The organism is Streptomyces sp. NPDC002476 (assembly GCF_042889785.1).
Lineage (GTDB): Bacteria > Actinomycetota > Actinomycetes > Streptomycetales > Streptomycetaceae > Streptomyces.
Genome location: NZ_JBIARH010000017.1, coordinates 89,477 through 115,049 on the forward strand (window position 1 = coordinate 89,477; position 25,573 = coordinate 115,049).

Annotated in this window: 22 protein-coding genes and 1 pseudogene; 11 read left to right on the top strand and 12 right to left on the bottom strand. The window is 71.2% G+C overall.

All coding sequences use genetic code 11. The features are described from left to right. Nucleotides 1-74: 74 nt before the first annotated feature. The 3 genes from ACFYXM_RS20625 to ACFYXM_RS20635 all read left to right on the top strand — a co-directional run bounded on the left by ACFYXM_RS20625 (nucleotide 75) and on the right by ACFYXM_RS20635 (nucleotide 3,914). Nucleotides 75-2,045 carry a hypothetical protein gene (locus ACFYXM_RS20625; protein WP_389291172.1) on the top strand — a complete coding sequence of 657 codons (1,971 nt, stop codon included), beginning with the start codon at nucleotides 75-77 and terminating at the stop codon, nucleotides 2,043-2,045. Nucleotides 2,046-2,383: 338 nt separating this feature from the next. Continuing rightward, a complete protein-coding gene (locus ACFYXM_RS20630) occupies nucleotides 2,384-3,025 on the top strand; it encodes an IclR family transcriptional regulator (RefSeq protein WP_073783412.1) in 642 nt (213 codons plus the stop codon). A 91-nt stretch (nucleotides 3,026-3,116) separates the two neighbouring features. After that, nucleotides 3,117-3,914, top strand: coding sequence for a S16 family serine protease (locus ACFYXM_RS20635; protein WP_389291174.1), 798 nt, complete (start codon nucleotides 3,117-3,119; stop codon nucleotides 3,912-3,914). A gap of 101 nt (nucleotides 3,915-4,015) precedes the next feature. On the opposite strand, the gene ACFYXM_RS20640 is transcribed toward ACFYXM_RS20635, so the two are convergent. From ACFYXM_RS20640 to ACFYXM_RS20675, 8 genes are all read right to left on the bottom strand, one after another. Continuing rightward, the gene (locus ACFYXM_RS20640) at nucleotides 4,016-5,317 is read right to left on the bottom strand and encodes an MFS transporter (RefSeq protein WP_389291176.1); all 1,302 of its coding nucleotides are present in this window, start codon (nucleotides 5,315-5,317) and stop codon (nucleotides 4,016-4,018) included. Beyond that, complete coding sequence (locus tag ACFYXM_RS20645; protein ID WP_389291177.1) at nucleotides 5,314-5,520, bottom strand: hypothetical protein; 207 nt, start codon at nucleotides 5,518-5,520, stop codon at nucleotides 5,314-5,316. The genes ACFYXM_RS20640 and ACFYXM_RS20645 overlap by 4 nt, the downstream gene beginning before the upstream one ends. A gap of 156 nt (nucleotides 5,521-5,676) precedes the next feature. Next, the gene (locus ACFYXM_RS20650; RefSeq protein ID WP_389291179.1) at nucleotides 5,677-6,285 is read right to left on the bottom strand and encodes a helix-turn-helix domain-containing protein; all 609 of its coding nucleotides are present in this window, start codon (nucleotides 6,283-6,285) and stop codon (nucleotides 5,677-5,679) included. Nucleotides 6,286-6,431: 146 nt separating this feature from the next. Further along, on the bottom strand, nucleotides 6,432-7,409 hold the full coding sequence (locus ACFYXM_RS20655) for a glycine betaine ABC transporter substrate-binding protein (protein ID WP_389291271.1): 978 nt from the start codon (nucleotides 7,407-7,409) through the stop codon (nucleotides 6,432-6,434). Nucleotides 7,410-7,497: 88 nt separating this feature from the next. Beyond that, nucleotides 7,498-8,472 (bottom strand): ABC transporter permease, encoded by a 975-nt coding sequence (locus tag ACFYXM_RS20660; protein ID WP_389291181.1) that lies wholly within the window; start codon nucleotides 8,470-8,472, stop codon nucleotides 7,498-7,500. Further along, a complete protein-coding gene (locus tag ACFYXM_RS20665; RefSeq protein ID WP_389291273.1) occupies nucleotides 8,469-9,668 on the bottom strand; it encodes an ABC transporter ATP-binding protein in 1,200 nt (399 codons plus the stop codon). Before ACFYXM_RS20665 ends, ACFYXM_RS20660 begins: the two co-directional genes overlap by 4 nt. Nucleotides 9,669-9,831: 163 nt before the next feature. Further along, complete coding sequence (locus tag ACFYXM_RS20670; protein ID WP_389291183.1) at nucleotides 9,832-10,479, bottom strand: ABC transporter permease; 648 nt, start codon at nucleotides 10,477-10,479, stop codon at nucleotides 9,832-9,834. Nucleotides 10,480-10,507: 28 nt separating this feature from the next. Beyond that, entirely contained in the window at nucleotides 10,508-10,981 is a 474-nt protein-coding gene (locus ACFYXM_RS20675) for an Lrp/AsnC family transcriptional regulator (protein WP_073783402.1), read from the bottom strand. A 134-nt stretch (nucleotides 10,982-11,115) separates the two neighbouring features. On the opposite strand from ACFYXM_RS20675, the gene hppD reads away from it, so the two are divergent. Together hppD and ACFYXM_RS20685 are read left to right on the top strand one after the other, a co-directional pair. Beyond that, entirely contained in the window at nucleotides 11,116-12,261 is a 1,146-nt protein-coding gene (gene hppD / locus ACFYXM_RS20680; protein WP_389291185.1) for a 4-hydroxyphenylpyruvate dioxygenase, read from the top strand. A 695-nt stretch (nucleotides 12,262-12,956) separates the two neighbouring features. Then, complete coding sequence (locus ACFYXM_RS20685) at nucleotides 12,957-14,324, top strand: FAD-binding oxidoreductase (RefSeq protein WP_389291187.1); 1,368 nt, start codon at nucleotides 12,957-12,959, stop codon at nucleotides 14,322-14,324. A 116-nt stretch (nucleotides 14,325-14,440) separates the two neighbouring features. Here ACFYXM_RS20685 and ACFYXM_RS20690 read toward each other — a convergent pair whose 3' ends face one another. Then, entirely contained in the window at nucleotides 14,441-14,917 is a 477-nt protein-coding gene (locus ACFYXM_RS20690) for an SsgA family sporulation/cell division regulator (protein ID WP_389291188.1), read from the bottom strand. Nucleotides 14,918-15,128: 211 nt separating this feature from the next. Here ACFYXM_RS20690 and ACFYXM_RS20695 point away from each other — a divergent pair, with 211 nt between their 5' ends. Both ACFYXM_RS20695 and ACFYXM_RS20700 read left to right on the top strand, forming a co-directional pair. Continuing rightward, nucleotides 15,129-17,009 carry an RDD family protein gene (locus tag ACFYXM_RS20695; protein WP_389291190.1) on the top strand — a complete coding sequence of 627 codons (1,881 nt, stop codon included), beginning with the start codon at nucleotides 15,129-15,131 and terminating at the stop codon, nucleotides 17,007-17,009. Nucleotides 17,010-17,176: 167 nt separating this feature from the next. Further along, nucleotides 17,177-17,935: an RDD family protein gene (locus tag ACFYXM_RS20700; RefSeq protein WP_389291192.1), complete on the top strand. Its 759-nt coding sequence runs from the start codon at nucleotides 17,177-17,179 to the stop codon at nucleotides 17,933-17,935. A 6-nt stretch (nucleotides 17,936-17,941) separates the two neighbouring features. Here ACFYXM_RS20700 and ACFYXM_RS20705 read toward each other — a convergent pair whose 3' ends face one another. Beyond that, complete coding sequence (locus tag ACFYXM_RS20705; protein WP_389291193.1) at nucleotides 17,942-18,328, bottom strand: hypothetical protein; 387 nt, start codon at nucleotides 18,326-18,328, stop codon at nucleotides 17,942-17,944. A gap of 371 nt (nucleotides 18,329-18,699) precedes the next feature. On the opposite strand from ACFYXM_RS20705, the gene ACFYXM_RS20710 reads away from it, so the two are divergent. Together ACFYXM_RS20710 and ACFYXM_RS20715 are read left to right on the top strand one after the other, a co-directional pair. Continuing rightward, nucleotides 18,700-21,099 carry an immune inhibitor A domain-containing protein gene (locus tag ACFYXM_RS20710; RefSeq protein WP_389291195.1) on the top strand — a complete coding sequence of 800 codons (2,400 nt, stop codon included), beginning with the start codon at nucleotides 18,700-18,702 and terminating at the stop codon, nucleotides 21,097-21,099. 125 nt (nucleotides 21,100-21,224) lie between these two features. After that, a pseudogene (locus tag ACFYXM_RS20715) lies at nucleotides 21,225-21,545 on the top strand (hypothetical protein); the annotation flags it as partial. A gap of 255 nt (nucleotides 21,546-21,800) precedes the next feature. Here ACFYXM_RS20715 and ACFYXM_RS20720 read toward each other — a convergent pair. Both ACFYXM_RS20720 and ACFYXM_RS20725 read right to left on the bottom strand, forming a co-directional pair. After that, entirely contained in the window at nucleotides 21,801-22,400 is a 600-nt protein-coding gene (locus ACFYXM_RS20720) for a nicotinamidase (RefSeq protein ID WP_389291197.1), read from the bottom strand. A gap of 312 nt (nucleotides 22,401-22,712) precedes the next feature. Continuing rightward, the gene (locus tag ACFYXM_RS20725) at nucleotides 22,713-24,041 is read right to left on the bottom strand and encodes a nicotinate phosphoribosyltransferase (RefSeq protein WP_389291199.1); all 1,329 of its coding nucleotides are present in this window, start codon (nucleotides 24,039-24,041) and stop codon (nucleotides 22,713-22,715) included. A gap of 79 nt (nucleotides 24,042-24,120) precedes the next feature. Between ACFYXM_RS20725 and clpS the strand changes: the two genes are divergently transcribed. Then, on the top strand, nucleotides 24,121-24,435 hold the full coding sequence (gene clpS, locus ACFYXM_RS20730) for an ATP-dependent Clp protease adapter ClpS (RefSeq protein ID WP_389291201.1): 315 nt from the start codon (nucleotides 24,121-24,123) through the stop codon (nucleotides 24,433-24,435). 195 nt (nucleotides 24,436-24,630) lie between these two features. After that, a complete protein-coding gene (locus ACFYXM_RS20735) occupies nucleotides 24,631-25,215 on the top strand; it encodes a DUF2017 domain-containing protein (RefSeq protein WP_389291203.1) in 585 nt (194 codons plus the stop codon). Nucleotides 25,216-25,573: the final 358 nt, after the last annotated feature.

The window sequence follows — 25,573 nt, forward strand, 5'->3', positions numbered from 1 at the left end:
GAGCGTCCGTCAGGCAGAGAGCGTCCGTCCGGCAGAGAGCGGGAGGACCGAGAGGGCCGAGGAGGCCGGACACGGTGCTGCGCCGCGCCGTCGCCCTCGCCGTCGGCACCGTCCTCGTCTGGACCGGCGGGACCGTCGCGCTCGCGCCCCCCGCCCACGCCGGTACGGTCACCCCGACCGTCCACTGCACGCTGCCCGCGGGGCAGGGCGAGGCGACCGGGCCGCAGCAGATGAGCGTCGACCTCTCGCCCGCCGTCGTCGACCCCGGCGGCAGGGTCCACGCGAAGGTCACCCTGGGACCGTCCCCCGCCACCAGCGGGCTCAGCCTGAACGACGTGCCCACCACCCCCAGCATCGACCTCGCCATGTCGGGCGGCGCGACCGGCACGGTCACCGTCACCGGACCCCAGGTCAGCCTCGACATCCCGGCCGGAAAGCCGATCGAGATACCGCCCTACGAAGGCGACTTCCTCATCCCCGCCGACGCCAAGGGGCCGATCTCCTTCACCCCGATACGCAACCTGACGCGTACGAAGGTGCTCGGCTCCACCTACGAGACCCCCTGCGCCGTGGTGAGCGGCGGCGGGTCCGTCGGCACCGTGGACGCCGAGGGCACCGCGGGACTGCCCGCCACCCTGACCGCCCCCGCCACCGCTGTGCGGCCGTCCACCGCGGTCGCGCTGTCCGGCAGCCTCTGGACCGCCGGGGCCACCCCGGTGCCGTCGCTGTGCGCGGCGGACGGCGGCGGGTGCGACACCGGCAAGTTCGTCTCCGGCACGCTCGTGATCAGCGGTTCGGGGGAGCTGACCGGGAGCGCGGTGCTCGCCGACGCGGGCGCGGTGCCCGACGGCTCGTACCTGGTGAAGGTCGGCGACGGCACGAAGGAGGCGACCGCGCCCCTGACGGTCAAGGCGTACGTGCCGGGCGGGCCGAGGGCCATCACGCTCTCCCGCGCCGGTGCGCCGCTCGGCAGCGTCATCCGGGTCACCGGCGACAACTACCACCAGGACCGGTGGATCAACACCGTCGGCCTGGACGCGAACGGGGCGACGCTCGACGACACCGCCGTCTACACCAGGAGCACCCCCGACGGCACGTTCACCGCCGACTTCACCGTCTCCGACCCGGGCATCGCCGCGATCCAGGTCGACGAGGGCAACGATCCGGCGACCGCACTGACCACGCCGTTCACGGTGACCGACGCCGCCGCGACGCTCTCTGCGGGCGCGGCGAAGGTCAAGCCGGGCGGGACGATCGCCGTGTCGGGCGGCGACTGGCCGTCCGGGACCACGCCCGCCGCCGCGCTGTGCGCCGCCGACGGCAGCGCCTGCGACAGCGCCCGGATCAGCGGTTCGACCCTGCGGATCGACGGGGAGGGGAAGCTCACCGGTACGGTCACCGTGGCCGGTTCCACCCCGCGCGCCACGTACGCGCTCCAGGTCACCGCGGGCGGCGCACAGGCCCTCACCCCGCTGACCGTGGCCCCGGCCTTCGTCGTCCTCACCCCGTCCGCGGGCCCGAGGGGAACCGCCGTCACCGTCCTCGGGCAGGGTTTCGCGCCCGTCGCCACCGTGTCCGTCGTCGGGCTGCGGGCCGACGGGTCGCAGACGTCCGACGCGGCTCGGACCAAGGTGGTCGGGCTGGACGGGGCGTTCTCGCAGACCTTCACCGTCAAGGACGCCGGCACCGTCGCGATCCGGGTCAGGGAGGTCCTCGTCGATCCCCGGACCGAGACCGCGGCGTTCACCGTCCAGGACGGGTCCGTCCCCGCCGGGCCGGAGTTCGCGCTCTCCCCGCCCGAGGGGCCCGTCGGCACGGTGGTCCAGGTGACCGGCCGGGGCTTCGCACCCGTCGCCACGGTCTCGGTGACCGGGCGCACCGCGGACGGGAAGCAGACCTCCGACTCCTACGTCACCCGGGTCGTCGGACTCGACGGAACCTTCGCCCTCAACTTCACCGTCCGTGACCCGGCGACCAAGTCCATCCGGGCCTGCGAGGTCCTTGTGAACGGAAAAGTTGTCCAGCGTTCATTCACGGTGAGTTGACGTTCGTTCGCATCGTGTACGCGGAGTGTTCTTGAGGCGTCGGCCGACCTGGACGCGCGTAGACATCCAGGATCCGGCCGCCGCCGCGCTGACCGGCGCATATGCTCCCGCGCCGGGATTCGCTCCCCGCGCACGCCCGGATTCTGGACGAGGTCTTCCGCTGAGCGGACTCGCTCGCTACTGTCCCCCGGAACGAACGCACCGTGGCAGCGCCGCCGCGGAGCGCAGCCGGTGTCTTGGCCAGGCAGGCGGCCTCTCCGTGCGCCGCCGACGGGACCGGTGGTCGCACAGCCCGTGGGAACCAGCCGCCGCCGCTCACCACCAGAGGAGAGGGCGTCGTGACCGCTGAGACCTCCCAGACGCTCGACCGGGGACTGAGAGTCCTCAAGCTGCTCGCCGACACCGACCACGGCCTGACCGTCACCGAGTTGTCCAACAAACTCGGCGTCAACCGAACAGTGGTCTACCGTCTGCTTGCCACCCTGGAACAACACGCCCTGGTGCGCCGTGATCTGGGCGGCCGAGCCCGGGTCGGCCTGGGCGTGCTGCGCCTGGGCCGTCAGGTGCATCCGCTCGTACGGGAGGCGGCGCTGCCCGCGCTGCGGTCCCTGGCCGAGGACATCGGGGCCACCGCCCACCTCACGCTGGTCGACGGCAACGACGCGCTGGCGGTGGCGGTCGTCGAACCGACCTGGACCGACTACCACGTGGCCTACCGGGCCGGCTTCCGTCACCCGCTGGACCGGGGCGCCGCCGGCCGGGCCATCCTCGCCGCCCGGCAGAAGCCGACGGGCGGGGCGGCCTTCACCCTCACCCACGGCGAACTGGAGGCCGGGGCGAGCGGTGCGGCGGCCGCGCTGGTGGGGGTGACGGGTGTCGAGGGCAGCGTGGGTGTGGTGATGCTCTCGGACTCCATACCCGAACGGGTCGGCCCCCGGGTCGTGGACGCGGCCCGGGAGGTCGCGGAAGCGCTGAGATAGCACCCGGAGGAGGAACCGGAGAGAACCCCGGGAGCACCCGCCCGCACTGCCGGGCCGACCCGCGCCCCGCGCGGGCGGTTAGATTGGGCGGGTGCTCACTCGCCTCACTCGTCTCTCGCGCCCCCGTGCCCTCGCCCTGTGCGCCGTACCCGTCCTCGCCCTCTTCGGCGCGGCCGCGTTCACACCGCTGCCGTTCACGCTGGCGCAGCCCGGTACGACCGCGAACGTGCTCGGGGACGACCACGGCACCCCCGTGATCAGCATCAAGGGCGCGCCCACCCGTACCACCAGCGGCGAGCTGAGGATGACGACGATCGTCGCGACCGCGCCCACCGCCGACATCGGCATCGGTGACGTGATCGACAGCTGGTTCCGGACGGACCGCGCGGTCCTGCCCCGCGACTCGGTCTACCCGACCGGCGGCTCCGAGAAGGAGATCGAGAAGCACAACCTCGAAGACATGAGGAAGTCGCAGAACTCCGCCGTCGACGCGGCCCTGAACCACCTCGGCAAGCCCAAGGGCTCGGTCGATGTCACCCTGCACCTCGCCGATGTGGGCGGCCCCAGCGCGGGGCTGTTCTTCGCGCTCGGCATCGTCGACAAGCTCGACGGCGACGGCTCCGGAGGCGATCTCACCGGCGGTCGCACGATCGCGGGCACGGGCACGATCCAGCCGAACGGCAAGGTCGGGCCGGTCGGCGGGGTGTCGCTGAAGACTCAGGCGGCGCGCCGCGACGGCGCCAGCGTCTTCCTCGTCCCGAAGGCCGAATGCACGGAGGCGCGCGCCGAACTCCCCGAGGGTCTCCGACTGATCCCGGTCACGACCCTGAACGACGCGGTGTCCTCGCTCCGGGCGCTGGAACGGGGACACAAGGTTCCGAGCTGCTGACCTCGCGGTTCGCCCCGGTCTCCGCCCTTCCCGCCCCTCCCTCCCCGCGGTCTTCCTTTCTGCGGCCTCCTTCCCCCTCTTCCTCTGTTTCCCCCATTCCTTCATTCCTTCGTCTTCGCCGTCGTCAGCTCCGGCTCCGGTTCCGTCCCGGGCCGGACGGCGTCCGCCGCCCCGTCCAACGTGCGCCACACCGGGAACACCAGTGGGCTCAGCGTCGCCAGCAGGTACACACCGCCCATGGCGAGCAGCGCGCCCCGTGCGCCCGCGCCCTCCACCAGCAGGCCCGCGGCGAGGCCGCCCACCGGCATGGCGAGTTCGCCGCCCGCCGTGAGCACCCCCGAGACCCGGCTGCGCAGCGCGTCGGGCACGCTTCCGTAGATCACCGTCGTCAGGACCGGGTTCAGCACCCCGCCCGCGATGCCGCTCAGCGCCATGGTCACCGCGAGCGGGGCCGTCGTCCCGGTCAGCGCGGCGACCGCGTACCGGGGCGCGCCGCACAGCACCACGCACACGGTGAAGACGGCCCACCGTGAGAAACGGTGTCCGAACGCCCCGTACAACAGCGCCCCGGTCAGCCCGCCCGCGCCGAACAGCGCGGTGAGCAGTCCGATGTCCCGGGCTCCGCCCAGCTCCGCGGACGCGTGCACCGGCAGCAGGACGGCGCTCCAGCCCTGATCGGTGCCGTTCATGAAGAGGACCGTCAGCACGATCGCGAGCAACAGCCGATTGCCCGTCAAGTAGGCGTAGCCCTCGCGCAGTTCACCGCCGTACGCCCGCAGCGAGACGGGGGTCGCGGTCCGGCGCGGCTCGGCCGCGCGCACCCCTCGTACCCCGAGGGCGATCAGCAGCGCGGACATCAGGAACGTGGCGGCGTCCAGCAGCAGTACGGTCTCCGCGCCGGTCAGGGCGATCAGTACGCCGGCCAGTGCCGCCCCGACCATCCGGGCGCCGCGCGAGACGGCGTCGAAGAGACTGGCGGCACGGGCGAGGGTGGTGCCCGCGTGCTCGGCCAGGTCCGGCACCAGAACGTAACGTGCCGTGTTGCCCGGCGTGTGCAGCAGACCGTTGACCGCCATCAACGCGCACAGCATCCAGAACGTGAGCAGGCCGGTCCGGTGGAGCAGCGGTACGGCCGCGACGGCGAGGCCGCACACCAGGTCGGAGGCGACGGACACCCGGCGGCGCCCGAGGCGGTCGATGACGGGGCCACCGATCAGCGCGGAGACGATGATCGGCAGGGTCGCGCAGAAGGCGACGACGCCGGCCCGTCCCGCACTGCCCGTCGTCTCCAGCACGAACCAGGGGACCGCGATCAGGGTCAGTGAAGTCCCGGCTGTGGATATGGAGTTGGCGGACAGTACGGCGGCGAGCGGGATACGACTCCGGGGCGTCCGGCCGCTCATGCCGTGCCGGGCAGGGCGGATGCGCGGCCCGGGTGCCCGGAGTGACGGGGCAGGATGCGCAGCCCGGACTCGACGAGGAACCAGCCCAGCCGGGTGCGCAGCCCGGTGCCCGGTTCGGCCGGGGTGAGGGTGAACTCCGTTGCCTGCTGCCGGAGTTCGGTGGACCGCTGGTGGTGCAGCAACAGGTGGGCCTCGGGGTGCATGGCGTGTCCTTCCGGTCGGTGGGGTTGCTGCTTGCTGCTCGGCGTCCGGCGTCCGGCGTCCGGCGTCCGGCGCACGGTGTTCGGCGCACGGTGTTCGGCGGCCCGCCGGCGGTACGGCGTTCCCCGGGGCCGGGCGGCCGTCGTCCGGTGGGGGCGTCAGTCGGCGGGGCGGGGGAAGAGGTGCACGTGGCTGCGGACGGTGACCGCGCCCTCGGTGCCCTCCGGAACCCGGTCCCGGTAGCTCTCGATGAGCTCGTGCATCTTCGTGATCAGCTCGGCGGAGAGGTCGGGGGTCAGGCGCAGCTTGAAGTCGCTGGCCTCCCAGGCAAGATGCCACTCCTCGGGCCACTCGTGCATCGTGCCGAGCCAGGTGCTCAGCTCCTGGGCGTGGTTGTCGGCGATCTCGTGGAGCACGACGCCGACGGCGCCGCGCACGTCGGGATCCGGGTGGTTCACGAAGAGGCCCGTGTTGAACGCGGTGCCCGCGTGGACGGCGCGCCACCAGCGTTCGCGGCCCTTGCCGCGGTCCGGGTCGTCCTCGACGAAGCCGTACGAGGCCAGTTGGCGCAGGTGGTAGCTGGTGGCGCCGCTGGATTCGCCGAGCCGGTCCGCCAGGCCGGAGGCGGTGGCGGGGCCGAACTCCCGAAGTGCGTTCAGCAGGCGCAGGCGCAGTGGGTGGGCGAGCGCGCGCAGGGTGCGGGTGTCGACCATGTGGATGTTCAGTTCGTCGGCGGGGCGGTCGTCGCCGTCCTTTTTCGCGGGCATGCCACAACCGTAGGCTTACAAAGAAAGCTTTGCAAGCTTTTCTTTGCATCGACTTCTTTGCAACTCCCCCGTCGGTCGTCCGGTCGTTCTGCTGCGTTCCGCGCCGGTGCTCCCCCCACCAGCCGTTGCCCACCAGCCGTTCCGCGTCAGCCGTTCCTGATGAACCCCTCGCGGATCAGCCAGTCCTTCGCCACCTGGTGCGGGTCCTGCCCGTCCACGTCCACCTTGGCGTTGAGTTCCTGGGCGACCTCGGTCGTCAGCTTCCTGGTGACCGGGTCGAGGAGCTCCGCGATCTGCGGGTACCGCCGGAACGTCTCGGTGTGGACGACGGGCGCGGCGTTGTAGTTGGGGAAGAAGTGCTTGTCGTCGACCAGCACTTCCAGGTTCATGGCCTTGACCCGGCCGTCCGTGGTGTACACCTCGCCGAGCAGGCAGGAGTTGGACTTCGAGACCTGGGTGTAGATGATCCCGGCGTCCATCTTCTTGATGTTGCCGGCCGGGAGGGACATCCCGTACGCCTTCTGCATGCCCGGCAGCCCGTCGTCGCGCGAGGCGAATTCGTTCTCCACGCAGATCGTCACCGCCGACGGGTTCCGCTTCGCCAGCGCGGCGACGTCGGAGAGCGTCCTCAAGTGGTACTTGGCGTTGTTCTTCCTGCTGACGGCGAGCGCGTAGGTGTTGTCGAGCGTGGACTGCGGCAGCCACGTCACACCGTTCTTCCGGTCCTCGTCCCGCACCGCCCGCCACTGCTTCTCAGGGTCGGCGATCGGTCTGGCGTGGCCGAGGTAGGTGATCCAGCCAGTGCCCGTGTACTCGTACATGGTGTCCGCGTCGCCCTTGACGATCGCCTCGCGCGCGCTGATCGAACCGGGCAGGTTCGTCCGGTCCAGCACCTCCGCACCGGCGGCCTTGAGCACCAGGCCGATCATCTGGCCCAGGATGATGTTCTCGCTGAAGTTCTTCGAGGTGACGGTCAGCGAGGCGCCCTCCAGCGGGCGGCCCCGGCCGACCGAACCCGGCCGTACCTGGTCCGCCAACGGCGACCCGCTCTTCAGCCCGCACCCGGAGAGCGCCGATGTCAGGGCCACCACGGTCGCGAACGCCCCCAGGAGCCGACCGCGCACCCGGCGCACCTGGCGCACCTGGCGCGCCTTGTGCACCCCTCGCACCCCTCGCACCCCGCGTCCTCGGCGTCTGTCACGCGGACCCATCTCACCCCACCTCCAGTCCGCGCGGTGTCAGCGCCACCTCGGCCAGTGAGGCCAGCCAGTCCACCAGCAGCGCCAGCACCACCGTCAGCACCGACCCCAGCACCAGCACCGGCATCCGCTGGGTCTGGATGCCCGAGGTGATCAGGTCGCCCAGCCCGCCGCCGCCGACGAACGTCGCCAGCGTCGCCGTACCCACGTTGAGCACCAGAGCCGTTCGTACCCCGGCCAGGATCAGCGGTACGGCGAGCGGGAGCTCGACCTTGGTGAGCGTCCCCATCGGCGACATGCCGATGCCGCGCGACGCCTCGACCAGGTTCGGATCGATCGCCCGGAGCCCGGCCACCGTGTTGGAGAACACCGGCAGCACGGCGTAGATCACCATGCCGATGACCGCCGTCGACGGACCGATGCCCAGCCAGATCACCAGCAGCGCCAGCAGACCGATCGCCGGGGTCGCCTGCCCGATGTTGGCGATCGCGGTGACCAGCGGCGCGCCCCTGCGCAGTCCGCGCCGGGTCAGCGCGATGCCCAGCGGGATCGCGATGATCAGCACCCAGAACGTCGAGATGGCGGTCAGCTCCACGTGCTGCCACCAGCGCAGCCGCACATTGCCACCGGTGAGCGCGTTCCGCGCGATCGAGTCGAGGTGGACGCTCGTGATCCACAGGTAGGTGACGGCCAGGACCACCATCAGAATGGCCGGCAGCACCACCAGCTTGCGCCAGGTGATCCTGGGGCGCGGTTTCGACGGCGGGGGCGGGGGCTCCTCCTCGTCGCGGAAGGCATGGCCCTTGACGTCGTGTTCGCCGGGCGGGCGGTCCTTGTCGGAGGAAGGTCCGGGCCGTTCGGAACGCCCGGGCCGGGCGGAGCGCGCGAGGCGGCCGGAACGCCGGTTCCGTACGGGTCCGTGGTTCGACTGCGCCGGTCCGTGGTTCGCCCGCGACGGTCCGGGGTTCGACGGGGAATCGGGAGTCATGTGCCGGCACCGCCCTCCAGCTCCTGTTCGGTCTGGTGGGCGCGGAGCACCTCCAGATCGTGCTGGTGCTCGATGGCGGCCAGCCGGTCGGCCTCCAGCAGTTCGTGCACGGAGTTCATCAGGGTGTGCATGTCGACGACCCCGATGAACTCGCCGCGCCGTCCGGTCACCGCGACCCGCCCGCCGCTGTCGGTCAGCACCGCCTCCAGCGCGTCGTGCAGTGTCGCGTCCCGAGTCACCGTGTCGTGCACCAACTGCCCGGCCCGGGCCAGCGAACCGCGCGCCCGCATTAGGTCGCCGCGCCGCAGCCACTTGTACGGTCGGTTCCTGCGGTCCAGCATCAGGATCTCGTTGTGCGGGCCGATGCGCAGCTTGTTGAAGATCGACTGGAGCGGGTCGTCGACCGTCACCGTCGGGAACTGGGCCATCTCCACATCGCGTACGCGGGTCAGGTTGAGCCGCTTCAGCGCCGCCCCGGCGCCGACGAACCCGGAGACGAAGTCGTCCGTCGGGTTGGTGAGGATCGCCTCCGGGGTGTCGAACTGGGCGATGTGGGAGCGCTCCCGCAGGACGGCGATCCGGTCGCCCAGCTTGATCGCCTCGTCGAAGTCGTGGGTGACGAACACGATGGTCTTGTGCAGTTCGTGCTGGAGCCGGATCAGCTCGTCCTGGAGGTGGTCCCGGGTGATCGGGTCGACCGCGCCGAACGGCTCGTCCATCAGCAGCACCGGCGGATCGGCCGCCAACGCCCGTGCCACGCCCACTCGTTGCTGCTGCCCACCGGAGAGCGCGCGGGGATAGCGGCCGTGGAACTCCCTGGGGTCGAGCCCCACGAGGTCGAGCATCTCCTCGACCCGGTCCCTCACCCGCGCCTTCGACCAGCCGACCATCCTCGGTACGAGGGCGATGTTCTCCGCGACCGTCATGTGCGGGAAGAGGCCGGACGACTGGATCGCGTACCCGATCTTGCGGCGCAGCCGTACCGGATCGATGTCGGTGACGTCCTCGCCGCCGATCAGGATCCGCCCGGACGTCGGCTCGATCAGCCGGTTGATCATCTTCAGGGTGGTGGACTTGCCGCAGCCGGAGGGGCCGACGAAGATCACCGTCTCGCCGGCCCTGATGTCCAGCGTGACGTTGTCCACGGCCGGGTTCGGATTGCCCGGGTACCGCTTGGTCAGGTTGTCCAGGTGGATGGTGGCGCCCGACGCGGCCCCCGCCCCCGCCCGCTTCGGGGATTCGACGCTGTCGGCGGCCGTACTGCCGGAGGCCGTGGTCGCGGAAGCGTCACCAGTGGGACCGGTGGAGCCACCGGAACCGGCGTTGCCACCGGAACCGGTGGAATGGGCGTCGGCGGTCTCAGGCACGGATCCCCCTGGGAATGGTGAGCCGCCCGAGCAGGACGTACGCGGCGTCGAAGAGCAGGGCGAGGACGACGATGCCGATCGTTCCGGCAAGCACCTGGTTGATCGCGTTGGCGCTGCCCAGGGAGGCGATGCCGCGGAAGATCTCGTTGCCCAGGCCGGGGCCGGACGCGTACGCGGCGATGGCGGCGATGCCCATCAGCATCTGTGTGGACACCCGGATTCCGGTGAGGATCGGCGGCCAGGCCAGCGGCAGTTCCACCCGCAGCAGCCGGGCCGGCCGTGACATCCCGATGCCCTTCGCCGCGTCGACGAGTGCCGGATCGACGCCGCGCAGCCCCACGACGGAGTTACGGACGATGGGCAGCAGCCCGTACAGCGTCAGCGTGATCACCGTGGGCGCCACCCCGAGCCCGACCAGCGGGATGAGCAGGCCGATCGCGGCGAGGGAGGGAATGGTGAGCACCGTCGCCGTCGACGTGATGGCCAGCGACCCCGCCCAGCCGCTGCGATACGTGACGACACCGATCAGGACCCCGAGCACGGTGGCGATGACCATGCACTGGAACACGGCGCTGACGTGCTGGAACGCGTCCGTGAGCAGCTGTTGGTGGCGGTTGCCCAGATATTCCCAGAAGCTCACACGTCACTCCTCGGCCTCGGCTCGGTCGTCAGTCGGCGTCCCCCGCGGCCTGCTCGACGAGCGGGATGACACGCAACGGCACCGGGTTCTCCATGACGATGGCCGTGGAGGCCCGGACGATGCCATCAAAACCGACAACCCGGTCGATCACCCGTTGGAGATCGGCGTTGGAACGCGCGACGAGCCGGCAGAGCATGTCCCCGTGCCCGGTGGTGGTGTGCAGCTCCAGCACCTCCGGGACACCGGCCAAGTGGGCCCGTACGTCGGCCCCTTGACCCTGTTTGATCTCCAGCGTCGCGAACGCGGTGACGGGGTAGCCGAGCGCCGCCGGATCGACGGTCGGACCGAAGCCGCGGATGACTCCGTTCGACTGAAGCCGGTCCAGACGCGCCTGCACCGTCCCGCGTGCCACGCCCAGCCGCCGCGACGCCTCCAGCACGCCGATGCGGGGCTCGCGGGCCAGAAGTACGATGAGCCGGCCGTCCAGATGATCGATCGCCATGGTTCGCCTCCGGAGAGTCACTGTGATGGTCATCATGTACAGATAGCCCGGCCATCATCGCGATCCGCCGTACAGATTGCCCAGCGATCCCGCGAACTGTTGCGCACCTTGCGAAGCGGCGAGAGCCTTCGCACATGACTGAGACTCTGCACACCACCCCCGACACTGCCCGGCAGGCCGACCCCTTCCCGGTCAGGGGAATGGACGCGGTCGTCTTCGCCGTCGGCAACGCCAAGCAGGCCGCGCACTACTACTCGACGGCCTTCGGCATGAAGCTGGTCGCCTACTCCGGACCGGAGAACGGCAGCCGGGAGACCGCGAGTTACGTGCTGACCAACGGCTCCGCCCGCTTCGTGTTCACCTCCGTCATCAAGGCGTCCACCGACCGCGGTCGCTTCCTCGCCGACCACGTGACGGAGCACGGCGACGGCGTCGTCGACCTGGCCATCGAGGTCCCGGACGCCCGCGCGGCCTATGCGTACGCCGTCGAGCACGGCGCCCGAGGCATCGACGAGCCCTACGAGGTCAAGGACGAGCACGGCACGGTCGTGCTCGCCGCGATCGCCACGTACGGCAAGACCCGCCACACCCTCGTCGAGCGGTCCGGCTACGGCGGTCCGTACCTGCCCGGATACGTCGCCGCCTCCCCGATCGTCGAGCCGCCCGCCAAGCGCACCTTCCAGGCCATCGACCACTGCGTCGGCAACGTGGAACTCGGCCGGATGAACGAGTGGGTCGGCTTCTACAACAAGGTCATGGGCTTCACCAACATGAAGGAGTTCGTGGGCGACGACATCGCCACCGAGTACTCCGCACTCATGTCCAAGGTCGTCGCCGACGGCACGCTCAAGGTCAAGTTCCCGATCAACGAGCCGGCCATCGCCAAGAAGAAGTCCCAGATCGACGAGTACCTGGAGTTCTACGGCGGCGCGGGCGTCCAGCACATCGCGCTGGCCACCAACGACATCGTCGCCTCGGTGCGCGCGATGCGGGCCGCCGGGGTCGAGTTCCTGGACACCCCCGACACCTACTACGACACCCTCGGCGAGTGGGCGGGCGAGACCCGGGTGCCGGTCGAGATCCTGCGCGAGCTGAAGATCCTCGTGGACCGCGACGAGGACGGCTACCTGCTCCAGATCTTCACCAAGCCGGTCCAGGACCGGCCGACCGTCTTCTTCGAGATGATCGAGCGCCACGGCTCGATGGGCTTCGGCAAGGGCAACTTCAAGGCCCTGTTCGAGGCGATCGAGCGCGAGCAGGAGAGGCGCGGCAACCTCTGAGCCGGAGGGCATGACCGCTGCGCCGGAAGCCGTACGGGCCGCGGGCGCGCAGCCGACGGTACGGACGAGGGGCGGGGCCTCCGGGCGATCCGGGGCCCCGCCCCTCGCGTACGGCGACCGCTCCCTCGGGCCGGCCGCCGGCCTCGGGACGCCGGGCGTCAGTCGCCGTTCGCGGCGCGCGGTGCCGAGGACCGCCCACGACCGCGCGTCGGAGGGATGCCGCTCCGCCCGCTGCCGGTGGTCCTCGATCAGCGCCTCCAGATCCGCAAGCGAGGCCGGATACCCCAGGTCCGCGGCCCTCAGAGCGCGCGCGACCGGCCCCGGGGCGGGGCGGCGCGGACTCCTCCCCGCCGTCCGGCGCGACCGCCATCACACCCGCCATCAGCGCCGCACCCGCCACCAGGCCCGTGGCGGCCCACCGAAGCGGCGCGGCCGGATCAGGAGGCTTTCGAGTCTTCTGCGACTCCGACTTCTCGGATCGCTGGGGCAACTGGAGTTTCAGAGGCCATCGGGGCTTCAGGGACCATTGGAATTGCGGGGGCGGTTGAGGTTTCGGGGATGGCTGCGGCTTCGGAGGCTGCTGCGGCGTGGCATCCATGTCGATCACTCTGCGTCGGTAAGATCATCACGCTGCGCTGTCCGGAGGTCACCGCCGACGGGTTCACACCAATGGGCCCGGGTGCCAGTCTTGGATCATGAATGGACTTCTCGAACAACTGCGTACGGGACTTCCTGCCGAGGCCCTGATCACCGATCCGGACGTCACCGCGTCGTACGCCCGGGACATGGCGAGCTTCTGCGACGCGGGCACACCCACCGTCGTCGTGCTTCCGCGTACGGTCGAGCAGGTCCAGCACGTGATGCGCACCGCGACGGCGCTGCGCGTCCCGGTCGTCCCGCAGGGAGCCCGCACCGGCCTGTCGGGCGCGGCCAACGCCTCCGACGGCTGCATCGTGCTGTCCCTGGTGAAGATGGACCGGATTCTGGAGATCGATCCGGTCGACCGGATCGCCGTCGTCGAACCGGGCGTCGTCAACGCGGTACTGTCCCGGGCGGTCGACGAAGCCGGCCTCTTCTACCCGCCGGATCCCTCCAGTTGGGAGATGTGCACCATCGGCGGCAACATCGGCACCGCGTCCGGCGGCCTGTGCTGCGTGAAGTACGGGGTCACGGCGGAGTACGTACTCGGTCTGGACGTCGTCCTCGCCGACGGACGCCTGCTCACCACCGGCCGTCGCACCGCGAAGGGCGTCGCCGGCTACGACCTCACCCGCCTGTTCGTCGGCTCGGAGGGCAGCCTCGGCATCGTCGTCAGGGCCGTGCTGGCGCTCAAGCCGCGACCGCCGCGACAACTGGTGCTGGCCGCCGAGTTCCCGAGCGCGGCGACCGCCTGCGATGCGATCTGCCGGATCATGGAGCGTGGTCACACCCCATCACTCCTCGAACTGATGGACCGTACGACGATCCGGGCCGTCAACCGGATGGCCGCCATGGGCCTGCCCGACAGCACCGAGGCGCTCCTGCTCGCCGCCTTCGACACCCCGGACCCGTCGGCCGACCTGGCCGCCGTCGGCGAGCTGTGCACCGCCGCGGGTGCCACGGAGGTGGTCCCCGCCGAGGACGCCGCCGAGTCCGAACTGCTGCTGCGGGCGCGGAGGATGTCGCTCACGGCGCTGGAGACCGTCGCGTCGGCCACGATGATCGACGACGTGTGCGTACCCCGTTCGAAACTCGGCGCGATGCTCGAAGGAACGGCCGCCATCGCCGAGAAGTACGCCCTCACCATCGGCGTCTGCGCGCACGCGGGGGACGGCAACACCCATCCCGTCGTCTGCTTCGACCACACCGACGCCGACGAGACCCGACGGGCACGCGAGTCCTTCGACGAGATCATGGCGCTCGGCCTGGAGCTCGGCGGCACGATCACCGGTGAACACGGCGTCGGCGTCCTGAAGAAGGAGTGGCTGGCGCGGGAGCTCGGCGACGTGGGCGTCGAGCTGCACCGGGGGATCAAGCAGGCGTTCGACCCGCTGGGGCTGCTCAACCCGGGCAAGGTGTTCTGACGTCGGCCGCCCGCTCCGGGCGCGTTCAGCCGCAGCACGCTCGGGTCGCGCGGGCTCGGGCGCCGTGGGTTCGGACCCGTCGTGCTCCGGGTTCCGCGTGCCCCGTATCCGCGCGATCATGCCTCGCCGTCCTGCGACTCGTCCGAGAGCCAGGGGTCGCTCAGCCACACGTCGTCGGCGGGCAGCGGGGCGAGCAACTCGGCGAGCGCCTCGTCGATCCCCAGCCGCTCGGTCTCCGTGCCCGGCGGAACCATGCGCAGGGTCCGCTCCATCCAGGCGGCCACGGCGGCCGACGGCATCTCCAGAAGCGCGTTGCCGTCGGGGGAGGACAGCGCCACGAAGACGACGTTGCGCTGTTCGATCTTGCTCGGCCAGATCCGCACGTCCCCGTGCCCGCACGGCCGGAAGACGCCCTCGACCAACAGGTCGCGGGCGAAGGTCCAGTGGACGGGGAACTCGGAGCCGATGTGGAAGTCGATGTGCACGGCGTACGGGTCCTTCGCGCGGTACGTCAACCGGGCGGGGACGGGGATGCTGCGCTCGGGCGACAGAACCAGCTTGAGCTCCAGCTCGCGTTCCACGACGGTGTTCATGAGGGCGTCCTCCCGGTGTCCGTGAACCGGTCCCATGACCGGCCCGCACTGGAGAGAGCGCACTCCACACCAACTATTACGCGACTTCGGGAAAAAATTTCAGGGAGGCCGGAAAGTGGCCCAAACCCCTGGACCGGCCCGGGGGCGGGCGGGTGTCTGATAGATGTGGACCCGTTGATTTGAGGCCTCGAAGAGATACGGGACCACGGTGATGAGCGCCCCAACTCCGGCACCCGGTGACGAAAGCCCCCGTGAGGGCTACTACCCCGATCCCTCCATTCCCGGATACGTCCGGTACTGGAACGGCGCTTCGTGGGTGCCCGGGACGAGCCGCCCGGCCCTGCAGCAGGGCGAGCCGATGCCCGCGTCGCCCGCCGGCCGGCAGCAGCGGCCGCAGCAGCCGGACTCACCGGTCCCGTCCGCCTCGTCCGTCCCGTCGGTCCCCTCGGACCCGTCCGTTCCGGCCGCCGCGTCGGCGGAGACGCCGATGGAGGAGACCGGTCCGATCTTCTTCGACGAGGAGCCGCAGGCGGGCAACCGACCGGAACCGGCCACCGCCTGGCAGGCCGACGCCGCCCGCCAGGCCGGCTTCGGCGGCGAACACGACCGACGGGTCTCCTGGGGCGCCCAGCCGCAGCCCGGCGCCGCCCCGCTGCCGACCGGCCAGGGCGAGCCGGACGGCCGGACCGATTCGGGGCTGCCGTCGGGGCCCATGCCCCTGCCCGGTTCCGGGGATTCCGGGACTTCCGCGGTTTCCGGGACCTCCGCAGCGGGTCCGGGGCCGGTACCGGCCGACCGCACGCCCGCTGACGGTCCGTCGGCCGAGCGGATGCCGGACGACCGGGTGCCCGTCGATCCCGTTCCCGTCGATCCCGTTCCCGTCGACCCGCGGCGGCCCGCCTCGCCGGCCCCGGCCGACGGCGCGCTGCCTGGCATGCGCGGCGGGGACGATCAGGTGCCCGAGAACACCGTCACCCTCCGCGCGGTGGACCGGGGCAACCGACCGCCCGCCTCCCGGACTCCCGGGCAGCCGCCCGAGAACGGGACGATGGCGATCCGCCCGCCCTCTCCCGGTCCCGGGGCGACGGGACCGGCGCCCCGGACCCCGAGCACGGGCCCCGGACCCGTCCCGGCCCAGGGCCCGGTGTCCGTCCCCGCCGCACCCGCGAACCCGAATCCGAACCCGGTCCGGAGCCCGGCGGTTCCGGGCCCGGCGTCGGCCGCCACCCCGGCCCCGAGCCCCGTCGCGCCCGCGAACCCGGGCCCCGGCGGGGCGGGCACTCCCTGGGCCCAGGCCCACGGAAACGCCCAGCCGGCCCCGGCGGCACCCCAGCAGCCCCAGCCTCAGCAACCGCAGCCTCAGCAACCCCAAGCGCGGCAGCCCCAGCCTCAGCAACCCCAAGCGCAGCAGCCACAGCATCATCAACAGCCCCAGTCGCCGGTTCAGCCTCCGTCGCACCTCCAGCAGCCCCGCCTCCCGCACCAGGCCCAGCAGCCCCATCCCGATCCGCAACTCGGCGCGGCGGGTGGGCAGCAGCCGGACCAGCCCGTCACCCCCTGGAAGCCGCCGGTCGACGACCCCTTCCAGCAGCTGGCGCGGGCCCAGGCGTCGGCCCGGCCCGCCGGCCCCGGGAAGCGGTTCGTCGCCCGGCTCGTCGACACGGTGGTGCTGGGCGCCCTCGTCGGCGCGATCGGGTTCCCGCTCGTCTCACGGGCGCTGGACCACATCGACGCGAAGATCGACGCGGCGAGGATGTCCGGCCGGACGGTCACCGTCTGGCTGGTGGACCCCACCACGGCCGGTCTGTTCGGCGCGGTGCTCGGAGCGTTCCTCGTCCTCGGTGTCCTGCTGGAGGCGCTGCCGACCGCGAAGTGGGGCCGTACGCTCGGCAAGAAGCTCTGCGGACTCGAAGTACGGGACATCGAGTCGCACGAGTCCCCGTCCTTCGGCGCCGCGTTGCGCCGCTGGCTGGTGTACGGGGTACTGGGACTCCTGGTGATCGGCGTGGTCAACGTGCTGTGGTGCCTGTTCGACCGTCCGTGGCGCCAGTGCTGGCACGACAAGGCGGCACACACCTTCGTCGCGGGCTGAGACGGCCTCACGGGGGCGGAGCGGAGGGCGGGGTCCCGCGCGCCGTCGCCCCGCGGAGGTCACTCCTCCGGGCGGCGGCCCATCGGGTGGGCCGCCGGGGGCCGAGGCGTTCCCCCGAACGCACCTGAGCCGTTGCGGGCGGTCCAGGGCCGGGATGCACTGCCCCCATGAGCAACGATCAGCCGACGTCCGGAGAGCCGCCCGAGGACGACCCGTTCCGGAAGAAGCCGCAGGAGCCGCGGCCGTCCGAACCGTGGCAGTCCCAGGGCCCGCAGGAGCCCCCTGGGCCGCAGGAGCCCCAGGGGCCGCCGCCCGGCCCCGGTCCGTCGTCGGGTTCGCCCTACGGGAGCATGCCGCCGCCTCCCCCTCCGCCGCCGTACGGCCCCGGCCCCTACGGCGGCGGAGGGCCGTACGGGGGCGTGGACCCGCTGGCCGGCATGCCGCCGCTCGCCGAACCGGGCAAGCGGATCCTGGCCCGACTGGTCGACTTCCTCATCATCTCGATCCCGCTCTATCTGATCTCCCTGCCGTGGGGCGGAGTCGTCGGGGTGACGAACAGAGGCAACACCACCAACGGCAACGCCGATGTCGGCGACCTCTTCAGCCAGACGTACAGCGGTCACCAGATGATCTGGTCGCTGATCGGGCTGGTGGCCTACGTCGCCTACGACACGTACTTCACGCGCAAGGACGGCCGCACCGTCGGCAAGCGGCTGATGAAGCTGCGCGTGGCGATGCTCAACGACGGCCGGGTGCCGGACACCGGGACGTCGTTCCTGCGCGCGGTGGTGCTGTGGTTGCCGGCGCTGCTGTGCTGCCCGTGCCTGTGGTGGCTGATTCTCATCGTGTTCATGTTCACGGACAAGCCGTACCGGCAGAGCCTCCACGACAAGGCGGCGAAGACGGTGGTCGTCCAGACGACCTGAGGTGCGTCAGTGCCGCAGGGAGCGCTCGTCCCGGTGGTCCTCCACGGGTTCCGTGCGCGCCGTGACGGGCCGTCCTTTCCCGTGGGGCGCCGAGGACGGGTCCGGAGCCGGGGTCCGGAGCTCGTCGAGGGCGAGCCCCTCGGTCTCGACGGCGACACGGACCGCGTCCCGGTGCGGACGAGCCGCGGCCCCGGCCCGCGCGGACTTCCCTGCCGTCGCCGGGGCGGGACGGGGTACCGTCACGGCCACCAGCAGACCGAGCGCGAGCGCCGCGGTGCCGATGACGGCGACGCCGATCCCCGATTCCGTACGCGAGAGCAGCAGCATGGCGAGGGTCGAGAAGACGACGGTGACCGAACCGTAGGAGAACTGCGCGGCAGTGATACGCGGCATGGCGGTATCCGTCCTCGGGGCATCGGATGGGTCGTCCTCGACGCGGTCGGACAACCCCTGGCGACTCTACGACGACGGATGCCCGAGAGGGGCCGTTACTAAGCACGGCCCGAAGTGCGACGCCGGTGCACTGGGGGCGCACGGAGTCATTCCGTACCCCGGCGGGCATATCTGACGCTTCGTTTCCGGACAGGGTGAACGTCCGGATAACGGAAAGCGGCTCCTGCATAGTGCCCTTGGCCTGTCCAAGTCAAGATCTGTCTTTTTCCTTGCACCTCCGGTCGAATGTCGTCACTTGTGACGCGTATCCGCGCGCGGCCCTCATCCGACTCCCAGGCCGCAGCCGCGGACGCCGGGGAGGACTGCATCACGTGAGTACGAAGAGACGGGCGCTGCGCGGCGCAGCGGTTGTCGTGGCCATGGCTGCCACGGCCGCCACCGCGTCGGCCTTCACCACCGCCCAGGCCGACGACCAGACGTCAGGGGCCCGGAACACCGTGGTCGACCGCCGCGACCCGGGAACGGGGAAGGGCAACGCACACGACCTCCAGGGGCCGTTCAGCGAGCAGCAGGACGCTCAGCGTCAGGCCGCTCTGGAGCAGGTCCTGTCGGGCGAGAAGAAGATATCGAAGCGGGACGGCTCCAAGGTCGTCAAGCTCGACAAGAAGAAGTACGTCGAGATCGGCCGCGAGAAGACCGACAAGATCTTCACGGTCCTCGTCGAGTTCGGCGACCAGGTCGACGACACGACCATGTACGACCCGGACGGCGAGGGCCCCAAGCCCCCCGTCAAGAAGTACGGCGGCGACCCCGGCCCGCTCCACAACTCCATCGCGCAGCCGGACCGGAAGAAGGACAACAGCACGGCCTGGCAGGCCGATTACAACCAGCAGCACTTCCAGGACCTGTACTTCGGCACCGGCGCCGGCAAGAACTCGCTGAAGACGTACTACGAGAAGACCTCCTCGGGGCGCTACTCCGTCGACGGCCAGGTCTCCGACTGGGTCAAGGTCCCGTACAACGAGGCGCGTTACGGTTCCAACTACTGCGGCGCGTCCAACTGCGCCAACGTCTGGGACATGGTCCGCGACGGCGTGAACGCCTGGGCCGCCGACCAGAAGGCCAAGGGCCGTACCGCGGACCAGATCAAGGCCGATCTGGCGCAGTACGACCAGTGGGACCGCTACGACTTCGACGGCGACGGCGACTTCAACGAGCCGGACGGCTACATCGACCACTTCCAGATCGTCCACGCCGGCGAGGACGAGTCCGCGGGCGGCGGCGTGCAGGGCAAGGGCGCCGTCTGGGCGCACCGCTGGTACGCCTACGGCACCGACGTCGGTGCGACCGGCCCGTCCTTCAACAAGGCCGGCGGCACCCAGATCGGCGACACCGGCATCTGGGTCGGTGACTACACCGCGCAGCCCGAGAACGGCGGCCTGGGCGTCTTCGCCCACGAGTACGGCCACGACCTGGGCCTGCCCGACCTGTACGACACCACCAACACCGCCGAGAACTCGGTCGGTTTCTGGTCCCTGATGTCGGCGGGCTCCTGGCTCGGCACCGGCAAGAACGAGATCGGTGACCTGCCCGGCGACATGACCGCCTGGGACAAGCTCCAGCTCGGCTGGCTCGACTACGCCGAGGCGAAGGCCGCGACGAAGTCCGTCCACAAGCTGGGCGTGTCCGAGTACAACACCAAGGACAAGCAGGCCCTCCTGGTCAAGCTGCCGGACAAGGCCGTCAGCACCTCTGTCACGAAGCCCGCCGAGGGCTCCAAGCAGTGGTGGAGCGACATGGGCGACAACCTCAACAACACCCTGTCCCGCTCCGTCGACCTGACCGGCAGGACCACCGCGTCCCTGGACCTCGCGGGCTGGTGGGACATCGAGCAGGACTACGACTTCCTCTACGCCGAGGTGTCCGAGAACGGCGGTGCCAACTGGACCGCGCTCGACGGCACGGCCGACGGCAAGGCCCTCCCGCGCGACGCCAGCGACAAGCCGGCCCTGACCGGCGTCTCCGACGCGTACAAGAAGCTCTCCTACCCGCTGGACGCCTACGCGGGCAAGAAGATCGACATCCGCTTCCGCTACACCACCGACGGCGGCGCGGGCGGCATCGGCTTCGCGGCCGACACCATCTCCGTCAACGCCGACGGCACCGCGCTGTTCACGGACAACGCCGAGGGCGACGACAACGGCTGGACCGCCAAGGGCTTCTCCCGCGTCGGCGAGTCCTTCACCAAGGACTACGCGCAGTTCTACATCGCGGAGAACCGCCAGTACGTCAGCTACGACCAGACCCTCAAGGTCGGCCCGTACAACTTCGGCTTCTCCCGGACCCGCCCGGACTGGGTCGAGCACTACCCGTACCAGACCGGTCTGCTCGTCTGGCAGTGGGACACCTCCCAGAAGGACAACAACGTCTCCACCCACCCGGGCAAGGGCCTGATCCTTCCGGTCGACGCGCACGCCAAGCCGCTGAAGTGGGCGGACGGCACGGTCATCCGCAACAAGATCCAGCCCTTCGACGCGCCCTTCAGCCGCTACCGGACGGACGCCTTCACGCTGCACAACGCCGACGTGCCGGTGCGGATCCCGTCGCGGCCCGGCATCCCGGCCTTCGACGACCACAAGGGAACCTACTGGTACGCCGAGAACAAGACCGGAAGCGTCCAGGTCACTGACACCAACACCCGGATCTCGATCGTGAGCCAGCCGCGCGACGGCTCGACGATCACCGTCAAGGTTGGGCCTTCGGGGAAGTAGTTTTACATCGCCGCAGGTCAGAGCTTGATCGGCCGTCGCCCTCTAGCGGGCGGCGGCCGATCGTGTTTAGGTGCGTCTTGACCACATCCTTATTGACATGAAGTCTCACGGGGGGAGCGCGGAACATGGCATGCGGAGGGTTCAGCAAGTTGCCGAACGGCAGCGTGGTGGTGGCCATCACCCTGCCCCGGCCCACGGACGGAGCGGGACCGGGCAGCCTGGTCCGGGTCCTGGTGCACGCGGGCAACCGGGCCCGCGCGCTGACCCGGCTGCGCAATCTGGGGCTCCGGGCCGTCTATCTGCGGGGCAACGCCGAGCCGCCCACTCCGGACGAGATCACGGCCGTGCTGCACCATCCGGACGGGATGCTCTGGAGGGCGAGACCGGAGCGTGCCCAGGAGCTCTGGCACCCCATCCGGGCCCTGCTCCGGCCCGCGACGTCCGCCGCGTCCACCTCGTCGGGCGCGCCGGCCCACCGCGTGGCCACGGCAGCCCCGGCGCCCGCGACGGGGCGCCGTCCGTGCCTGCCCGCCGCGCCGGTCCGCCGCCCGGCCTGAACGCGGGCGGGGGAGCCCGCGGATCGTGACGCGCGGGCGGGGCCTGTGACGTGGGGCCCCGACGGTCTGCGACGCGCGGACGGCGCGAGAGGGGCGTGAGGGGCGTGAGGGGCGGGCCGTGCCGGTCGGCCGCCGACCGCCCCGCTACACCGCCGGCTTGCGCACGACCGGCTCGCCGGACAGCTTCACGCCCGCCCGGCGGAGCTCCTCCAGCGCCCGGTCCGTGGTCTCCTCGGCCACTCCGGCGGTGAGGTCGAGCAGCACATGCGTCGTGAAGCCCTCCCGGACCGCGTCCAGCGCCGTCGCCCGTACGCAGTGGTCGGTCGCGATGCCGACCACGTCCACATCGGTGACGTGGTGGGCGCGCAGCCAGTCGGCCAGCCCGGTGCCGTTCTCGTCGACGCCCTCGAAACCGCTGTACGCCGCCGAGTGGGCGCCCTTGTCGAAGACCGCCTCGATCGCGCCGGAGGCGACCACGGGCGCGAAGTTCGGGTGGAAGCCCACGCCCTCCGTACCGGCGACACAGTGCGCGGGCCAGGAGTGCTCGAAGTCCGGCCGCTCGGCGAAGTGGTCGCCCGGGTCGATGTGGTTGTCGCGGGTGGCCACCACATGGCGGTAGCACGGCTGGGCGTCGCCTATGAGGTCGGTGATGGCGGCGGCCACATCGGCGCCTCCCGTCACGGCGAGGCTGCCGCCCTCGCAGAAGTCGTTCTGGACGTCCACGACGATCAAGGCGCGGTGCATGGCGGGTGTCCTTCGGTGGGAGTGCGGTCGGCGGTCGGGGGTGCGCGTTCGAGCCTAAGGGCTGTCCCGTAATCCCCGGCGGGCGCGCGACAACAGCTGCGGCACCACGCCGCGTTGTCGGAACATCCGCATACGTCCAGTATGCGGATGCCCCTCCGCCTTGCGATGCACCGCATCCGACGCCGCGCGCTGGTCCACCACGGATTACGGGACAGCCCTCAGGGACTCGGGAGCGGCCGGGGGGCGGGGCAACCCGTGCGGCGCCCGTGGCCGACGCGGCGCCGTCCCGGCCACGGGCGCTGCCCCGCTCCGTCACATGAATTCGGTCGGGATCACCGGCTCGCCGCGGGACAGCTGCGTCGCCGACAGCGGCAGCCCCGCCCGTGCCGTGATGTGCCGCTCGCGCGCCGCGTCCAGTGGTTCGCGGGCGACCACCTCGCCGCCCCTGACCAGCTCGACCAGCAGCTGCCGGTCGGCGAGGTCCGCCGGTACGGGGCCGGCGGAGACCACCTCCGCCTCGGCCACCCCGTTCTCGTCCAGCCGGCGCGCGGCCCACTTGCGACCGCCCGTCGACGACTTCGAACCGAGCGACTTCTTGGCGACCGGGAGCAGCGGCTCCGCGGGGTCGGCCGAGTCGGCCCGGGCGACCAGCTTGTACACCATCGAGCACGTGGGGTGCCCGCTGCCGGTCACCAGCTGCGTGCCCACCCCGTACGCGTCGACCGGTGCCGCGGCCAGCGAGGCGATCGCGTACTCGTCGAGGTCCGACGTCACCACGATCTTCGTCCTCGTGGCGCCCAGCTCGTCCAGCTGCTGCCGCACTCGGTGCGCGACCAGCAGCAGGTCCCCGGAGTCGATCCGTACCGCGCCCAGTCCCGTCCCCGCGACCTCCACCGCCGCGCGGACCGCCTCGGCCACGTCGTACGTGTCGACCAGCAGGGTCGTGTCGCGGCCCAGCGAGTCCACCTGGGCCTGGAAGGCGTCGCGCTCGGTGTCGTGCAGCAGCGTGAAGGCGTGGGCGCTCGTCCCGACGGTCGGGATGTTGTAGCGGAAGCCCGCCGCCAGATCGGAGGTGGTGTCGAAGCCGCCGACGTACGCGGCGCGCGCGGAGGCCACCGCGGACAGTTCATGGGTGCGCCGCGCACCCATCTCGATCAGCGCCCGCCCGCCCGCCGCCACGGACATCCGGGAGGCCGCCGCGGCGATCGCCGAGTCGTGGTTGAGGATCGACAGGATCACCGTCTCCAGCAGCACGCACTCGGCGAACGAACCCTCGACCCGCAGGACCGGCGAGCCGGGGAAGTACACCTCGCCCTCCGGGTAGCCCCAGATGTCACCGCTGAAGCGGTAGTCGGCGAGCCAGGCGAGCGTGGGCCCGTCCACCACGTTCCGCTCGCGCAGGAAGGTGAGCATCTCGTCGTCGAAGTGGAAGTTCTCCACCGCGTCCAGCATCCGCCCGACGCCCGCGACGACGCCGTAGCGCCGCCCCTCGGGCAACCGGCGGGTGAACGCCTCGAAGACCGAGTGCCGGTCCGCCGTGCCGGCCTTCAGCGCGGCCTGCACCATGGTGAGCTCGTACTGGTCGGTGAAGAGCGCGGTCGACGGCACACCGACCCGTCGGCCAAGGTCCGCAGAGTTCATGCTCCGGATGCTACCCCTATTTCGTCAGAGTGACGAGATGTCGGGGTCGTTTGTGCGATGCCCCCTCCCGGGTGGCAGCATGGGAGGGGTGAGCGTCGCCCCCACAGAGATCGAGCGTCCCGAATCGGCCGAGGAGAGCATTGTCGTCCCCGAGCCCGATGTCCCCTGGGTGACGCTGGTCCACAACGACCCGGTCAATCTCATGAGCTATGTGACCTATGTCTTCCAGGCGTACTTCGGTTACCCCAAGGACAAGGCCCACAAGCTGATGCTGGACGTCCACCACAAGGGCCGTGCCGTCGTCTCCAGCGGCAGCCGCGAGGAGATGGAACGCGATGTCCAGGCCATGCACGGCTACGGGCTGTGGGCCACCCTCACCCAGGACCGCGGATAGTGCCCTCCCCGCGTACAGCACCTTCCGCGCGAGAGCCGTCTCCCGCGCGGACGGCGCATCGCGTGCGGGCGGCGCCTTCCGTGCGGGGAGTGCCCCTCCCGCGGCCGGTGCCGCCCGCGCGGACCATGCCCTTCCGTAGCGCCCGTCCGGCAAGCCCGAGCCCCGCCCCGCCCGAACCACCATCGGAGTAAACACATGGCCGGCCACTTCGAGGCCACCCCCGACGGCGGCGCGGCCGTCGCACTCGACGAGGTGGAGATCGCGATCCTGCGCTCCCTCGCCGTCCAGCTGCTGGAACTCGTCGGTCCCGGCGAAGAACCGGCCGAGGGCGCGGACCCGCTTGCCGCCCTCTTCGCCGAGGGCCCCAGCGAACGGCCCGCCGACCCCGCCCTGGCCCGCCTCTTCCCCGACGCGTACGGCGACGACGACAGCGAACTGCGCGCCGCCTCCGCCGAGTTCCGCCGCTTCACCGAGAACGACCTGCGCGCCCGCAAGCGGGACGACGCGCTCGCCGTCGTACGCACCCTCGACGCCCTGACCGTCGGCGGCGACGGCGGCGCCGTGCTCACGCTCTCCGGCGACGAGTGCCGCAACTGGCTCGGCGCCCTCAACGACCTCCGGCTCACCATCGGCACCCGACTGGACGTCTCCGACGAGGACGACGGCGGTGCCGATTCGCTCTACCGGCTCCCCGACAGCGATCCGCGCAAGCCGATGGTCATGGCCTACCTCTGGCTCGGCGCCCTCCAGGAGACCCTCGTGGAGACGATGACGCCTTAGAGGTCGCGCGGATAGGTGGGTCGGCGTCGCGTGGCGATGGGCGGCGCCCGGCGGCGTTGTCGTCGGTCGACGACTCCCCCATGGCCCGAAAGGCATGGGAGGGGCCCCTTCGCGTCACCTCCCTCCTCCGCCTTGCCCGGCTTGCCCCTCGCCCCGCTCCTTCCTTCGCCCCACCTATGCGCGCGACCTCTTGGAGGAGCTCACAGAATGGGCGCCCGACACGCCCTCCCTCCCGTGCCCGTCGGCCGACCGCCGTGTGCTCCCGGCGGTCGGCCCCGCGCGGCCTCGTCAACCGCTCGCCGCGCCTCTCGTCACCTGAACGGCCGCCTCCGCGACACCGGGCGTGACCGCCCGTTTC

Excerpts from the sequence above, each read along its gene's own strand:
- ACFYXM_RS20640 (WP_389291176.1), bottom strand. The coding sequence starts at position 5,317 with ATGAGCGGCCGGACGCCCCGGAGTCGTATCCCGCTCGCCGCCGTACTG.
- ACFYXM_RS20645 (WP_389291177.1), bottom strand. The coding sequence starts at position 5,520 with ATGCACCCCGAGGCCCACCTGTTGCTGCACCACCAGCGGTCCACCGAA.
- ACFYXM_RS20650 (WP_389291179.1), bottom strand. The coding sequence starts at position 6,285 with ATGCCCGCGAAAAAGGACGGCGACGACCGCCCCGCCGACGAACTGAAC.
- ACFYXM_RS20660 (WP_389291181.1), bottom strand. The coding sequence starts at position 8,472 with ATGACTCCCGATTCCCCGTCGAACCCCGGACCGTCGCGGGCGAACCAC.
- ACFYXM_RS20675 (WP_073783402.1), bottom strand. The coding sequence starts at position 10,981 with ATGGCGATCGATCATCTGGACGGCCGGCTCATCGTACTTCTGGCCCGC.
- hppD (WP_389291185.1), top strand. The coding sequence starts at position 11,116 with ATGACTGAGACTCTGCACACCACCCCCGACACTGCCCGGCAGGCCGAC.
- ACFYXM_RS20685 (WP_389291187.1), top strand. The coding sequence starts at position 12,957 with ATGAATGGACTTCTCGAACAACTGCGTACGGGACTTCCTGCCGAGGCC.
- ACFYXM_RS20690 (WP_389291188.1), bottom strand. The coding sequence starts at position 14,917 with ATGAACACCGTCGTGGAACGCGAGCTGGAGCTCAAGCTGGTTCTGTCG.
- ACFYXM_RS20695 (WP_389291190.1), top strand. The coding sequence starts at position 15,129 with ATGAGCGCCCCAACTCCGGCACCCGGTGACGAAAGCCCCCGTGAGGGC.
- ACFYXM_RS20700 (WP_389291192.1), top strand. The coding sequence starts at position 17,177 with ATGAGCAACGATCAGCCGACGTCCGGAGAGCCGCCCGAGGACGACCCG.
- ACFYXM_RS20705 (WP_389291193.1), bottom strand. The coding sequence starts at position 18,328 with ATGCCGCGTATCACTGCCGCGCAGTTCTCCTACGGTTCGGTCACCGTC.
- ACFYXM_RS20720 (WP_389291197.1), bottom strand. The coding sequence starts at position 22,400 with ATGCACCGCGCCTTGATCGTCGTGGACGTCCAGAACGACTTCTGCGAG.
- ACFYXM_RS20725 (WP_389291199.1), bottom strand. The coding sequence starts at position 24,041 with ATGAACTCTGCGGACCTTGGCCGACGGGTCGGTGTGCCGTCGACCGCG.
- clpS (WP_389291201.1), top strand. The coding sequence starts at position 24,121 with ATGGGAGGGGTGAGCGTCGCCCCCACAGAGATCGAGCGTCCCGAATCG.
- ACFYXM_RS20735 (WP_389291203.1), top strand. The coding sequence starts at position 24,631 with ATGGCCGGCCACTTCGAGGCCACCCCCGACGGCGGCGCGGCCGTCGCA.